Source organism: Nocardioides lianchengensis, from assembly GCF_900101465.1.
Lineage (GTDB): Bacteria > Actinomycetota > Actinomycetes > Propionibacteriales > Nocardioidaceae > Nocardioides > Nocardioides lianchengensis.
Genome location: NZ_FMZM01000008.1, coordinates 219,796 through 232,468 on the forward strand (window position 1 = coordinate 219,796; position 12,673 = coordinate 232,468).

16 protein-coding genes are annotated in these 12,673 nt (G+C 71.7%); 6 read left to right on the forward strand and 10 right to left on the reverse strand.

What is annotated here, in order from left to right; all coding sequences use genetic code 11:
- Positions 1-12 precede the first annotated feature (12 nt).
- Positions 13-906: a mycothiol conjugate amidase Mca gene (mca, locus tag BLT76_RS16000; RefSeq protein ID WP_373366988.1), complete on the reverse strand. Its 894-nt coding sequence runs from the start codon at positions 904-906 to the stop codon at positions 13-15.
- 21 nt (positions 907-927) lie between these two features.
- Between mca and BLT76_RS16005 the strand changes: the two genes are divergently transcribed.
- Together BLT76_RS16005 and greA are read left to right on the forward strand one after the other, a co-directional pair.
- Complete coding sequence (locus BLT76_RS16005) at positions 928-1,344, forward strand: DUF4307 domain-containing protein (RefSeq protein ID WP_170867090.1); 417 nt, start codon at positions 928-930, stop codon at positions 1,342-1,344.
- Positions 1,345-1,556: 212 nt separating this feature from the next.
- Positions 1,557-2,060 carry a transcription elongation factor GreA gene (gene greA, locus BLT76_RS16010; protein WP_090858200.1) on the forward strand — a complete coding sequence of 168 codons (504 nt, stop codon included), beginning with the start codon at positions 1,557-1,559 and terminating at the stop codon, positions 2,058-2,060.
- Positions 2,061-2,063: 3 nt separating this feature from the next.
- Here the strand turns inward: greA and ilvA are convergent, their stop codons facing one another.
- Genes ilvA through BLT76_RS16035 form a run of 5 tightly spaced genes read right to left on the reverse strand, consistent with a single transcriptional unit; the run spans position 2,064 to position 6,405 of the window.
- Positions 2,064-3,272 (reverse strand): threonine ammonia-lyase, encoded by a 1,209-nt coding sequence (gene ilvA, locus BLT76_RS16015; protein WP_090858203.1) that lies wholly within the window; start codon positions 3,270-3,272, stop codon positions 2,064-2,066.
- Positions 3,269-4,615, reverse strand: a complete 1,347-nt coding sequence (locus BLT76_RS16020) for an AI-2E family transporter (RefSeq protein WP_090858468.1) — start codon at positions 4,613-4,615, stop codon at positions 3,269-3,271. Before BLT76_RS16020 ends, ilvA begins: the two co-directional genes overlap by 4 nt.
- A gap of 28 nt (positions 4,616-4,643) precedes the next feature.
- On the reverse strand, positions 4,644-5,810 hold the full coding sequence (locus BLT76_RS16025; RefSeq protein ID WP_090858206.1) for a cystathionine gamma-synthase: 1,167 nt from the start codon (positions 5,808-5,810) through the stop codon (positions 4,644-4,646).
- Between the two features lie 14 nt (positions 5,811-5,824).
- Complete coding sequence (locus BLT76_RS16030; RefSeq protein WP_218856253.1) at positions 5,825-6,178, reverse strand: type II toxin-antitoxin system death-on-curing family toxin; 354 nt, start codon at positions 6,176-6,178, stop codon at positions 5,825-5,827.
- A gap of 20 nt (positions 6,179-6,198) precedes the next feature.
- Positions 6,199-6,405, reverse strand: coding sequence for a ribbon-helix-helix protein, CopG family (locus tag BLT76_RS16035; RefSeq protein WP_090858213.1), 207 nt, complete (start codon positions 6,403-6,405; stop codon positions 6,199-6,201).
- A gap of 100 nt (positions 6,406-6,505) precedes the next feature.
- Between BLT76_RS16035 and msrA the strand changes: the two genes are divergently transcribed.
- Positions 6,506-7,168 carry a peptide-methionine (S)-S-oxide reductase MsrA gene (gene msrA / locus BLT76_RS16040; protein ID WP_244509435.1) on the forward strand — a complete coding sequence of 221 codons (663 nt, stop codon included), beginning with the start codon at positions 6,506-6,508 and terminating at the stop codon, positions 7,166-7,168.
- 142 nt (positions 7,169-7,310) lie between these two features.
- Positions 7,311-7,664 (forward strand): YciI family protein, encoded by a 354-nt coding sequence (locus tag BLT76_RS16045; protein ID WP_090858218.1) that lies wholly within the window; start codon positions 7,311-7,313, stop codon positions 7,662-7,664.
- 1 nt (position 7,665) lies between these two features.
- Here the strand turns inward: BLT76_RS16045 and BLT76_RS16050 are convergent, their stop codons facing one another.
- The 4 genes from BLT76_RS16050 to BLT76_RS16065 form a co-directional block, all read right to left on the reverse strand.
- On the reverse strand, positions 7,666-8,508 hold the full coding sequence (locus BLT76_RS16050) for an SDR family NAD(P)-dependent oxidoreductase (protein WP_090858222.1): 843 nt from the start codon (positions 8,506-8,508) through the stop codon (positions 7,666-7,668).
- Positions 8,505-8,909, reverse strand: coding sequence for a YbjN domain-containing protein (locus tag BLT76_RS16055; RefSeq protein ID WP_090858225.1), 405 nt, complete (start codon positions 8,907-8,909; stop codon positions 8,505-8,507). Before BLT76_RS16055 ends, BLT76_RS16050 begins: the two co-directional genes overlap by 4 nt.
- A 2-nt stretch (positions 8,910-8,911) precedes the next feature.
- Entirely contained in the window at positions 8,912-10,564 is a 1,653-nt protein-coding gene (locus BLT76_RS16060) for an eCIS core domain-containing protein (RefSeq protein ID WP_090858227.1), read from the reverse strand.
- Positions 10,565-10,652: 88 nt separating this feature from the next.
- A complete protein-coding gene (locus BLT76_RS16065) occupies positions 10,653-11,258 on the reverse strand; it encodes a helix-turn-helix domain-containing protein (RefSeq protein WP_170867091.1) in 606 nt (201 codons plus the stop codon).
- A gap of 60 nt (positions 11,259-11,318) precedes the next feature.
- Between BLT76_RS16065 and BLT76_RS16070 the strand changes: the two genes are divergently transcribed.
- A complete protein-coding gene (locus BLT76_RS16070) occupies positions 11,319-11,978 on the forward strand; it encodes a class I SAM-dependent methyltransferase (protein ID WP_090858231.1) in 660 nt (219 codons plus the stop codon).
- 94 nt (positions 11,979-12,072) lie between these two features.
- Positions 12,073-12,336 carry a PspC domain-containing protein gene (locus BLT76_RS16075; protein WP_090858233.1) on the forward strand — a complete coding sequence of 88 codons (264 nt, stop codon included), beginning with the start codon at positions 12,073-12,075 and terminating at the stop codon, positions 12,334-12,336.
- Positions 12,337-12,673: the final 337 nt, after the last annotated feature.

Here is a 12,673-nt window from a genome sequence, read left to right on the forward strand (position 1 = left end):
ACGGCCACCCTCTCAGACGGGGTCGGTGATGCCGGCGAACAGGTCGTCCTCCGGGGTGGTGGACGGGACGTGACTCACGACGAGCTCGAAGTCCTCGGTGGGCCAGACCTCCTCCTGGAGCTCGCGCGGGATCGCGAACCAGAAGCCGTCGGGGTCGATCTGGGTGGCGTGGGCCAGCAGCGCCTGGTCGCGCACGCCGAAGTAGTCGGCGCACGGAACCTTCGTGGTCACCCGCGCGTCCCACTCGGGCTCGGGCTTCCACTCCTTCAGCCGCTCCGCCCAGGGCGACTCCAGCCCGTGGGCGAGCATCGCGTCGTGCAGCCGCTGCATCCGGTCGCGGTTGAACGAGTGGTGGTAGTAGAGCTTCAGGACCTGCCACGGCTCGCCGAGCTCGGGGTAGCGCTCAGGGTCGGCGGCCGCCTCGAAGGCGTACACGCTGATCTCGTGGCACTTGATGTGGTCGGGGTGCGGGTAGCCGCCGCGCTCGTCGTAGGTCGTCATGACGTGGGGGCGCTGCTCGCGGATCAGCCGGACCAGCGGCGCGGCCGCCTCCTCCAGCGGCACCAGCCCGAAGCAGCCCTCCGGGAGCGGGGGCTTGGGGTCGCCCTCGGGCCAGCCGGAGTCGACGAACCCGAGCCAGTCCTGCTTGACGCCGAGGATGTCGCGGGCGCGCTCCATCTCCTGACGCCGGATCTCGGTGATGTTCTCGAGGATGTCGGGGCGCTCCATCTTGGGATTCAGGATGGAGCCGCGCTCGCCGCCGGTGCAGGTCACGACGTGGACGTCGACGCCTTCCGCGACGTACTTCGCCGTCGAGGCGGCGCCCTTGCTCGACTCGTCGTCGGGGTGGGCGTGGACATGCATCAGCCGGAGGCCCGACCGGGGGTGCTGCGACATGGTCTCCATCGTAGGTGCGACCATGGACGGGTGACCCCGCAGGACTCCTCCACCGCCCTCGCGGAGCGGTACGGCGCCCCCGCGCCCTGGCGTCGACGTGTCCTCTGGGCCGTCAGCGCGGCGGTCGCCGCGGTGTTCCTGGCCTGGCTCGCGTGGACGATCGCCGACCAGTCGACCAAGCCCGTCGACTCCGACCTGGTCTCCTTCGACGTGGTCGACGAGCACACCGCGACCGCCGTGGTCGACGTGCGGGTCGCCGACGACGCGACCGACGTCTCCTGCCTGCTGCGGGCGTTCGCCGAGGACCACAGCGTCGTCGGCGAGCTCGCCTTCAATCCCGAGCCGGGCGACCCGAACCGGATGGAGGAGTCGGTCCGCACGGAGCGGAGGGCCACCTCGGTCGAGTTCCTCGGCTGCACCGCCGAGGGCCAGGCCCGCCCCAGCTGACGCCTCGACCTGAGACCCAGGTCACGCGTCGACCTGCTTCCTCGGGGGCAGGTTGCTAAACTCATCCGTCTGAGCCGTCCCGCCGGGCTGTCCAGATGAGGCCCCGCGACTTCCGGGACAGTGCCACGTGGTGGCCGACCGGAGCGGACGCCACACCCCGATCCCCGGCGGGCTCGTCCCGTCGTACCCCCCAGCAGTGCAGGAGCATCGCCATGACCCAGTCGACCGAGCAGGGCACCATCTGGCTGACCCAGGACGCCTTCGACAAGCTCCAGAAGGAGCTCGAGGACCTCAAGGGACCCATCCGCCAGGAGGTCATCGCCCGGATCAGCGCCGCGCGCGACGAGGGCGACCTGAAGGAGAACGGCGGCTACCACGCCGCCCGCGAGGAGCAGGGCAAGGTCGAGGGCCGGATCCGCCAGCTCGAGGACATGCTGCGCCGCGCCCAGGTCGGCGAGACGCCCCCCAACGACGGCGTCGTCGAGCCCGGCATGGTCGTGACCTACAAGTTCGTCGGCGATGACGACGACGAGGCCGAGACCTTCCTGCTGGGCGCCCGCGAGATCGAGCCCGAGGACCTCACGGTCTACTCCCCGCAGTCACCGCTCGGCTCGGCCATCAACGGCCACAACAAGGGCGAGACGGTCAGCTACGAGGCGCCCAACGGCAAGGAGCTGAAGGTCGTCATCCTGGACGCCGTGCCCTACACGGGCTGAGACTCAGGCACCACCCAACACCCGGTAGCCCCGCCCCCGCAGCCGCTCCAGCAGCAGCTCGGTGTGCGGGGCTCCGCGCGTCTCCAGCTGCAGGTGGACCTCGACCTCGTCGAGGTTGAGGGACGGCGAGATCCGCTCGTGGACCACCTCGAGGACGTTGGCCCCGGCGGCGCCCACCTCGCCCAGCAGCTGGGCCAGGCCGCCCGGGGTGTCGGGGACGGTGACGTGCAGGTTGAGGTAGCGGCCGGCGGCGGCCATGCCGTGCCGGATCACCTTGCCGAGCAGCAGCGGGTCGACGTTGCCACCGGAGAGCACCGCGACCGCCGGGGTCCGGAACCGGCCGGGTTCGTCGAGCATCGCCGCGACCGCGGCGGCACCGGCGGGCTCGACGACCATCTTCGCCCGCTCCACCAGCGCCAGCAGCGCCCGGGAGAGGTCCTCCTCGGAGACCGTGAGGATCTCGTCGACGTGGTCGCGCACGGCGGCGAAGGTGATGTCGCCGGGCAGGCCGACGGCGATCCCGTCGGCCATCGTCTGCATCGACTCCAGGGCGACCGGCCGACCGCTGGCCAGCGAGCCCGGGAAGGCCGCCGCCCCGGCGGCCTGCACCCCCACCACCCGGACGTCGGGCCGCAGCTCCTTGATAGCGATCGCGATCCCGGCGAGCAGCCCCCCGCCGCCGGTCGGCACCAGCACGGTCTCGACGTCGGGCGCCTGCTCCAGGATCTCCAGCCCGGCCGTGCCCTGGCCGGCCACGATGTCGACGTGATCGAACGGGTGGATCAGCACCGCCCCTGTCTCGTCCGCGAAGCGTCGGGCCGCGACGAGCGCGTCCTCCAGGTAGCGGCCCTCGAAGACCACGTCGGCGCCGTACCCGCGGGTGGCCTTCTCCTTGGGGATCGGCGCGCCCTCGGGCATGAAGACGGTCGCCCGGATGCCGAGCAGCTGGGCGGCCAGCGCGACGCCCTGGGCGTGGTTGCCGGCCGAGGCCGCCACCACGCCGCGTGCGCGCTCCTCCGGCGAGAGCCGGCTGATCCGGACGTAGGCGCCGCGGGCCTTGAACGAGCCGGTGCGCTGGAGGTTCTCGCACTTCAGCGAGACCGGGCCGCCGGCGAGCGCGGAGAGCCAGCGCGACTCCTCCATCGGGGTCGTGATGGCCACGCCGTCGAGGACCTCGCGGGCCGCGACGATGTCGGCCAGGCTCACGCTCATCGCTGCTCCTCCGGGATCTCCGGGGTCTCCCCCGTCTCCTCGTAGTCCTCGGCCAGCTCCTCGATCGGATCGTCCCCGGGATCGGTGTTGGCCGCCAGGTGCTCGCCCACGGCGTTGACGGCCGCGGCCAGCGGCACGGCCACCAGCGCCCCGGCGACGCCGCCGACGAGCACGCCGACCGCGATGGCGATGATGACGCCGAGCGGGTGGATGGAGACCCAGCGGCCCATCAGGAACGGCTGCAGGACGTGGGCCTCCAGCTGCTGGACGCCGATGATCACGGCGAGCATCAGCAGCGCGGTCACCGGTCCCTGGTCGACCAGGGCGACCAGCACCGCGACGATGCCGGCGACCGTGGCCCCGATGAGCGGAACGAACGCGCCGAGGAAGACCAGCACGCCGATGGCGAGCACGAACGGGACCCCCAGGACGGCGGCACCGATCGCGATGCCGATCGCGTCGACCAGGGCGACCACGACCGTGGCCCGCACGAACTGGGTCAGCGAGATCCAGGCCACCCGCCCCGAGCTGTCGACCTGCGCGCGGGCCGCCCGCGGCGTGAGCCGGACGATCCAGGACCAGATCCGGTTGCCGTCGGAGAGGAAGAAGTACGTCGAGAACAGCGCGATGAACAGGCCCGCGAACACGTGTCCGACCGCGGTGGTGACCTCGGTGACCCGGGCGGCGATCTCCCCGCCCTGGGACTGCTGGGTCAGCGTCTCCTGGGCCTGCTGCAGGTAGTCGTTGATCTGCGAGTCGCTGGCGTGCAGCGGGCCGTCCTTCAGCCAGTCGCGGATCTCGCCGATGCCCTGGGCGCTCTGGTCGACCAGGTCCGTGGCGCCGCTCGCGATCTGCTGCCCGGCGAGCGTCAGCAGCGCGGCGACCGCGGCGATGAAGCCGATGACCACGACGAGCGAGGACAGGCCGCGGGGCAGGCCCAGCTGCCGGTTCAGCAGGTCGACGAGCGGGACGACCAGCGCGGCGAGCAGCAGCGCGATCACCACCGGGAGAACCACGACCGAGAGGAAGGCGACCGCCTTGGCGACCACCGCCGCGGCCACCACGATCACGATGAACCGCCAGGCCCACGCGGCGGTCAGGTCGAGCCCGTGCGGCACCTGCCGGGTCGAGAAGCCGTTGCCGCCGGCGGCGACGATCCGGGTCTCGGGGAGCGCGAGCGCGCGCTCGCGCTCCTCACGCAGCTGGGCCCACTGGTGGGCCAGGCGCTGCGGGAGCCGCTCGTCGTCGTCCCGCTCCGGACGGATCCGGCGGGTACGGCGCCAGCGCGAGTCCTCGGGCTGCTCGGCGGGCTGGTCGTCCGGCTGCTCGGGATCGTCGCTCACCCGCACAACGTAACCGGATCGTCGGGGGCTAACCCTCCAGGGCGCGCTCCAGGTCGGCGACCAGGTCGTGGGCCGTCTCGATGCCGACGCTGAGCCGCACCAGGTCGGCCGGGACCTCCAGGTCGGTGCCGGCCACGCTGGCGTGCGTCATCCGGCCCGGGTGCTCGATGAGCGACTCCACGCCGCCCAGCGACTCGCCCAGGGTGAACACCTCGGTGCGGTCGCAGACCGCGAGCGCCTGGGCCTCTCCGCCGGTCACCCGGAAGGACACCATCCCGCCGTACCGCTTCATCTGCCGGCTCGCGACCTCGTGCCCGGGGTGGCTCTCGAGGCCGGGGTAGATCACCTCGCCGACCGACGGGTGGGCGGAGAGGAACTCGACGACGCGCTCGGCGTTGTCGCAGTGCCGGTCCATCCGGACGGCCAGCGTCTTCAGGCCCCGGTGGGTCAGGAACGCGTCGAAGGGGCCGGGGACGGCGCCCATCGCGTTCTGGTGGAAGCCGACCTGCTCGGCGACCTCCAGGTCCTTGACGACCAGGGCGCCCCCGACCACGTCGGAGTGGCCGCCGACGTACTTGGTCGTGGAGTGGACGACGACGTCGGCACCGAGGGCGAGCGGCTGCTGGAGGTACGGCGACGCGAAGGTGTTGTCGACGACCAGCAGCGCGCCGGCGTCGTGCGCGAGCGCCGCGAGGGCCTCGATGTCGCCGATGTTGAGCAGCGGGTTGGTGGGTGTCTCGACCCAGACCAGCTTGGTCGTCCCGGGGCGGATCGCGGCCGCGACCTTCTCCAGGTCCGACACCGGCGCGGGCGTGTAGTCGATGCCCCAGACCCGCTGCACCTTGTCGAAGAGGCGCCAGGTGCCGCCGTACGCGTCGTTGGGGAAGACCACGTGGTCGCCCGGCTTCAGCACCGACCGGACGAGGGTGTCCTCGGCGGCCAGCCCGGAGGCGAACGCGAACCCGCGCTCCCCCTCCTCCAGCGCGGCCAGCGCGCCCTCCAGGGCGGTGCGGGTGGGGTTGCCGGAGCGGCTGTACTCGTAGCCGCCGCGCAGCCCGCCCACGCCGTCCTGCTTGTAGGTCGACGTCGCGTAGATCGGCGGGATCACCGCCCCCGTCGTCGGGTCCGGCTCGTAGCCGGCGTGGATGGCGCGGGTCTCGAAGCCGGACTTGTGCCGGTGCTGCTGCTCGCTCACCCGGTCGAGGCTACTCACCTCGCGACAAGGGCCGACCCGAGGGCGCGGGCGATCTCAGGCACGTCGAGCACACCCTCGGCCACATCCATGACCAGCGTGAAGGCCTGGTCCTGGGTCAGGGTCACCCGCCAGCCGTTGAGCCACAGGAAGACGGTGGCCGCGTGCCAGGCCAATCGCTTGTTGCCGTCGACCAACGCGTGGTTGCGGCAGATCGAGTGGAGCAGTGCAGCGGCTTTGGTCTCGATCGCCGGATAGGCGTCCTCGCCGAACAGGGTCGTCCTCGGCCGGGCGGCCGCTGACTCCAGGAGTCCGGCGTCGCGCACCGGACCGGCCCCCAGGTCACGGGTGAGCTGGATCAGGTCCTCCAAGTCGAGGAAGGTCGTCCCGCTCACACCGACCCCAGCCGATCAAGGGTCTCACCCCAGTCGGCCAGCATCTGACGTGAGGCGTCGGCGACCCGCGCCCGGTGCCCGTCGCGATCCCGCATCTCCAGGACGGCTCGCCGTACGACCTCCTGCCGCGAGAGCCCCTTCGCCGCGGTCAGGTCGTCGAGGGCGTTCTCGAGCTCTTCGTCGGTGCGCAGCGTCATGGCCATAAACCCGATGCTACCACTGTGGTATCACTCCGACGGGAACGATCGGTCCGCCTCCGGTGTTGCACACTTGCAAGCTCAACTCCCCTTTGAAGGAGGGCCCGTGAACCTGTTCCGCAAGTCCGCACTGGTCGACCCCGAGCAGACCCTGCCCGGACGCAGCGAGAGCCCGTTCGCCCTGAGTGACCAGCACGTCGTCCTGGGGACCCCGGTGATCACCGACCCCGAGTCCGGCACCATCCCGGACGGCTACGAGGTCGCGTTCCTCGGCCTCGGCTGCTTCTGGGGCGCCGAGGAGATCTTCTGGCAGAAGGACGGGGTCTGGTCGACCTCCGTCGGGTACGCCGGCGGCACCACCCCGCACCCGTCGTACGAGGAGGTCTGCAGCGGTCGCACCAACCACACCGAGGCCGTGCGGGTCGTCTTCGACCCGGCGAAGGTCTCGTACGCCGACCTGCTGAAGACGTTCTTCGAGGTGCACGACCCGACCCAGGGCATGCGCCAGGGAAACGACGTCGGCACGCAGTACCGCTCGGCGATCTACTACACGACGCCCGAGCAGGAGCAGACCGCCCGCGAGCTCACCAAGGTCTACGGCGACGAGCTGAAGCGGCGTCGGCTGGGTGACATCACCACCGAGATCCGCCCCGCCAGCGAGACGCCGTACTTCTACGCCGAGGAGCAGCACCAGCAGTACCTCGCGAAGAACCCGTTCGGCTACCGCTGCCACGCCAACACGGGCGTGAAGTTCCCGCAGACCGCCTGATCGCTCACCCCGACGGCCCCGCACCCGGTGGTGCGGGGCCGTTCGCGACTTTGTCGGGGCCACACTGTCGTATCCACCCCTCCCCGTTCGTAGCGTGGGTGGAGGCGGACGACGGGTCCGCCCGAGCGAAGGAGCCGCAGCGATGCCCCAGTACCTCCTCTACTTCAACCAGCAGTGGGTCGGTGACCACTCCGAGGAGTGGTTCCGCGGTCGGGTCGAGCCCTCGATGGCCGCCCTCGAGGAGATGAAGGCGGCGGGGGTGTACGTCTTCGCCGGAGGGCTCGAGGAGGGCGCGCCGGTCTACGCGGTCGACCCGACCGGCGCCGACATGCTGGTCACCGACGGCCCGTTCGTCGAGACCAAGGAGTTCCTGGGCGGCTTCACGGTCGTGGACGTGCCGGACGACGAGACCGCGAAGCACTGGGCGGCGCGGATCGCCGAGGGCTGCGGCTGGCCGCACGAGGTACGACGGTTCGGCTCGCCGCCGCCCGCCTAGGTCAGGCCAGGCCCACCAGCGCCGCCGACCGCGCCCAGAGCCCGTCGATGATGGCCTGGTCGCTCGCCTGCCGGTTCTCCCGACCGTCGGGGCTGAAACGGCTGAAGTAGCGGCCGTTGATCTCGGGGTCCGGTCCGCGCTCGGCCAGCGCGACCAGCGGGGCCGCGCCGTCGGGGACGCTGATCGTGGCGAACCGCTTCAGCGGCGAGCGGTAGAGCAGCCCGACGAGCCACGAGTCGCGGCCGAAGGAGCTCCCGACCGGTCCGGGGTGGACCGCGGCGGAGAGGATGCCGTCGCCGGTCCAGCGCTGGGCGATGCCGCGGGTGAAGACGATGTTCATCAGCTTGCCGGTGCCGTAGGCCGGGAACTCGATCGCCCGGCGACGCTCGTAGTCGAGGTCGTCGAGGACGATCCGGCCCATCAGGTTGCCGATGCTGGAGGTGTTGACGACCAGGGACAGCCCGGCCGCGACCAGCTGCGGGCGCAGCAGGTTCGTGAGCAGGAACGGCGCCAGGTGGTTGATCTGGAAGTTGGGCTCGTGGCCGTCGTGGGTGCGCGTGGACGGCGCGAAGGTGCCGCCGGCGTTGTTGACGAGCACGTCGATGGCCGGCGCCCGCTCGGCGACCTGCTCGGCGAGGCGTCGTACGTCGTCGAGCCGCGAGAAGTCGGCGACGAGGGGCTCGGTGCCGACCGCCTCGGCGACCGGTCGGAGCTTCTCGGCCGAGCGCCCCGTGACGTGGACCGTCGCGCCCCGGACGTGCAGCACCCGGGCGGTCTCGGCCCCGATCCCGTCGCTGGCCCCGGTCACCAGGACGGTGAACCCGGCCATGCTCTGCTCGCTCATGAGCCGAGCGTAGTGACCTGTGGGAAGACCCGGGCCGCGTGGAAGATCGTCTCCGAGAGCACCACCACCAGGTGGGTCTCCACCAGGGGCTCGCCGTAGACCGGGACCGTGGCGCGGGCCCGCACCTCGCCGTCCGCCTCGTCCATCTCGAACGAGACGACCTCGATGCCGTGGTTGGCCCGGTTCAGGAGCCGCAGGACCTCGTCCCGGTGCTCCTCGGCGACCGGCTCGGTGAGCACGGCGAAGCAGGTGATGAGCTCCCGCTCGTCGTCGGCGGCGACCACCAGCGCGTAGCGCGGTGGTCCCTCGATGACCGTGCCGATGGCGCCCCCGTCGGGCATCCGCTCGAAGTCCCAGGTGTTGGCCCGCAGGATCGACTCGGCAGCGTCGAGCAGCCCCACCCTCAGAACCCGGTCTTCGACACGAGCTTGGTGACCCACTTGAAGCCCTTGGGCGTCTTGTCCCGCTTGGCGCGGTACTCGACGTACTTGGTCAGCTTGGCGGTCGCGTCGGCCTGCGACGTGCCGCTCTGGCGGGCCTGGAGGTACTTGGCCGCGCCCTTCGCCGACGACAGGTTGCGCGACGACTCGCTCTCGACGTCGCCGTTCGCCACCTGCCGGACCAGGTCGAAGTTGCTGTTGAACAGGGCGGTCATGTCGGTGAGGGCCTGGGTGATGCCGTCGCTCACCGCGGTGATGATGGTCGCCCGGTTGGTGTTCAGGTAGCCCAGCGCCCCCGCGTTGTCGCGGTGGGCCTGCATGAATTTCGTGAGGAACGCGCCGATCGGCCCCAGCCGCTGCTGCAGGTCGATGAGCATCTCGAGGTAGCCGATCTTGCTGCCGAGGTCACCGTCGACGACCTTGTTGCCCGAGCGGCCCGTCCGGGTCTTGCCCTTCGTCGACTTGGAGTCGTTGTCGATCGTGTTGACCTTGCCGGGCAGCAGCCCGGCGCTGGCCTGGTAGAAGAAGTTGCCCAGGTTGACGTTGCCGCCGACCAGCCGGTCGGTGTTGCCGAGGAACGCGTCGGACACCATGATCCGACCGGTGTCCTTCAGGGCCTGCTCGTTGCCGAGGAACTCCGTCGCCTCGTCGTTGCTGAGGGTCTGGATGGACTTGCCGCCCATCTTCTCCATGATCAGGTAGGCCTTGGCCCCGTTGATCTGATCGGTCACCTCAGTGTCGGACCGCGTGCCCTCGGCGGTCATCAGCAGCCGCTCGAGGACGTTGGCCTGGGGGGTGCCCTTGGCGTAGCGGACGGTCTTCGGCGCCGGCATGTTCATGCCCTGCGCCATGAAGTCGTTGGCGTACTCGACCGTGCCGGTCGAGTTGAGCGGCTTCACCACGACGTCTCGGTCGGGCCCGACGAAGAACACGCCGGCGACGCCCTCGCCGGACCGACGTACGCGCTCGCCGTCCCAGGTCGACGGGTTGTCGGTGTAGGCGAGCCGGTGCAGCATCCGGTGGGCCCCGCCACCGGTCTGGCGGGTGTGCGCGAGCTCGTGGGCGAGCACCCGCTCGCCGGCCGGCGTCTCGGGGGCGAACTGGCCCCGGTCGAAGAACACGTCGGAGCCGACCGTGAACGCCCGGGCCGAGACCGAGCGGGAGAGGTCGGCCGCGCCCGCGTCGTCGTGGATGCGCACCGACGAGAACGACCCGCCGAAGGCGCCCTCCATCCGGCGGCGTACGTCGCCGGGCATCGCCCGGCCCTGGCCGACCCGGCTGGTGATCGCGTCGCTCGTCGCGGCGTCCAGCTCGCCCCCGGCCGCGCCGACCACCGGGGTGGCGCCGGCGGGCGCGGGCGCGGCGAGGCGGTGAACGCACCCGGCGCCGTGCTGGTGGGCGTCGGTCTCGGGCGCCAGCCGGGACAGGGCCGCGTCGGCGACCCGGTCCGCGTCGACCTCGGCCCGGTCGTCGGCCGCGCCGACGACCAACGACGGGAGCGGCACCGGAGCGACGGGCGTCGCGGCCTCGACCTCCACGGCGACGTCGCGCCGTACCTCCGCGGACGAGGTCTCCTGCTCGGGCCGACGCAGGCCCTGCTTGGTCGATGCGGTCATGACACTCCCCGGAGGACCGGTGGGGTCCCCCGCGGAGCCCGGACTCACCGCCCAATGATCGGGAGGATCCCACGACGCGACCGTCCCCTCAACGTGGCCTAGATGGCTCCGGTCGCGCGGAGGCGCGGACGTGGGCGCGCTGCCCCTGCCGGCCGATGAGACTGAGGAACTCCACGGGGCCGGCCGACGTCGCGCCGAACCAGTGCGGGGTGCGGGTGTCGAACTCGACCGCCTCGCCCGGCTGCAGGAGCAGGTCGTGCTCGCCGAGGACCAGACGCAGGATGCCGTCGAGGACGTAGGCCCAGTCATGGCCCTCGTGGGTGCGCAGGTCGGGCTCGGCGTCGTCGCGGCCCGGCGGAAGGACGAACTTGTAGGCCTGGATCCCGCCGGCACGCCGGGTGAGCGGCAGCACGGTGGTCCCGTCGGCCGTGACGACCGGTCGCAGGTTGACCCGGGGGTTGCCGGTGGGCGGTGCGTCCACGAGCTCGTCGAGGGTCACCCCGTGGACGCGGGCGAGCGGCAGCAGCTGCTCCAGGGTCGGGCGGCGCAGACCGGCCTCGAGACGGGACAGGGTGCTGGTCGAGATGCCGGTCTCGGCGGCGAGGTCGGCGAGCGTGACCCCGCGGCGCTCCCGCAACCGGCGCAGCCGCGGCCCGACGGCGTCGAGCGTGCGGTCGATCGGGTCCTCGGTCATCGGCGTTTCCATTCGGCAACAACGTTTGCTGGTGAGCGCCCAGGGTCGCACGATCGTCGGGTGAGCGGACACCAGCACGACCACGGACACGACCACCAGCACGAGTTCGACAAGGCCTACTGGGAGCGGCACTGGCGCGAGGACCGGCCCGCCGACCCCACTCCCCTCCCGGCGAACCCGTACCTCGAGCGCGAGCTCGCCGACCTGACCCCCGGCACGGCGCTCGACGCCGGCTGCGGGGCCGGCGCGGAGGCGATCTGGCTGGCCGCCCACGGCTGGCGGGTCACCGCCGCCGACATCTCCGCCGAGGCGCTGGGCCGGGCCGCCGGACGCGCGGCCGCCGCCGGCGTCGACGGAGTGGGCTGGGTGGAGGCCGACCTGAGCAGCTGGACCCCGGCGACGTCGTACGACCTGGTGACGACCCACTACGCGCACCCGGCGATCCCGCAGCTCGACTTCTACGACCGGCTCGCGGGCTGGGTGGCGCCGGGCGGCACCCTGCTCGTGGTGGGCCACCTGCACGGACACCACCAGGATCACGGGCACGGCGACCAGCCGCCGGACGCGGCGACGGCGACCGCCGCCTCGGTCACCGCCCGTCTGGACGGCGGTGTCTGGGAGGTGGTGACGGCCGAGGAGCTCGCCCGGACGGTGGACCGGCCGGGCGGCGCGCCGATGACGCTGCACGACGTGGTCGTGCGCGCGACCCGTCGTACCTAGGGTCGACCTCGGGGGTCGGCCAGGGCTGATCCCGATGGGGCGACGGCGTCGGACGACGCAGGCTGGAGGCACACCCAGCAACAGGAGGAACCCCATGAACGACATCCGCTCCAGCCTCGCCCGCCAGGGCCTCGTCCGCCCCCGCCAGGGCCGGATCCTCGGCGGCGTCTGCTCCGGCGTGGGGCAGCGGTTCGGCCTCACCCCGTGGGTCTCGCGGCTGCTGTTCGTGCTGCTGCTCATGGTGGTGCCGGGCAGCCAGGTGCTGATCTACCCGATCCTCTGGGTGCTGATGCCGGCCGAGGAGAACGTGGTCTACCCGACGCCGGACCTCACCGCGTCGGGCGTGTCTTCGTCCTGAGCGGTGCAGGTCCTGACCGGTATGGACCATCCGCGGCTGAGCCGACGTCTTTGCACGTTTTGCGGACGACGACGTCAGCGGACTCTACGTTTCGACCTGCTGCCGCCTCGGGTCGGCTGATCTCGCCCCCACCTGCCCGTCTCGTGGACCGGCCGACCTGAGAGAAGAACACGTGCAACGCAGCAAGCTCCGTCTCCTCGCCACCTCATTCGGAACGGCCCTGGCGCTCCTGGCAGCGCCAGCCTTCGCGGGCACCACGATCGTGGCCGATCCGACCGATGACGCCCTGGGGATCACCCCGTCCGGACTCGTCTACGGTGACTTCGACATCGATCTG

What these genes read in the sequence shown, in the direction of transcription:
- mca (WP_373366988.1), bottom strand. Translation starts at nt 906, where the DNA reads ATGGAGACCATGTCGCAGCACCCCCGGTCGGGCCTCCGGCTGATGCAT.
- greA (WP_090858200.1), top strand. Translation starts at nt 1,557, where the DNA reads ATGACCCAGTCGACCGAGCAGGGCACCATCTGGCTGACCCAGGACGCC.
- ilvA (WP_090858203.1), bottom strand. Translation starts at nt 3,272, where the DNA reads ATGAGCGTGAGCCTGGCCGACATCGTCGCGGCCCGCGAGGTCCTCGAC.
- BLT76_RS16035 (WP_090858213.1), bottom strand. Translation starts at nt 6,405, where the DNA reads ATGGCCATGACGCTGCGCACCGACGAAGAGCTCGAGAACGCCCTCGAC.
- BLT76_RS16045 (WP_090858218.1), top strand. Translation starts at nt 7,311, where the DNA reads ATGCCCCAGTACCTCCTCTACTTCAACCAGCAGTGGGTCGGTGACCAC.
- BLT76_RS16050 (WP_090858222.1), bottom strand. Translation starts at nt 8,508, where the DNA reads ATGAGCGAGCAGAGCATGGCCGGGTTCACCGTCCTGGTGACCGGGGCC.
- BLT76_RS16060 (WP_090858227.1), bottom strand. Translation starts at nt 10,564, where the DNA reads ATGACCGCATCGACCAAGCAGGGCCTGCGTCGGCCCGAGCAGGAGACC.
- BLT76_RS16065 (WP_170867091.1), bottom strand. Translation starts at nt 11,258, where the DNA reads ATGACCGAGGACCCGATCGACCGCACGCTCGACGCCGTCGGGCCGCGG.
- BLT76_RS16075 (WP_090858233.1), top strand. Translation starts at nt 12,073, where the DNA reads ATGAACGACATCCGCTCCAGCCTCGCCCGCCAGGGCCTCGTCCGCCCC.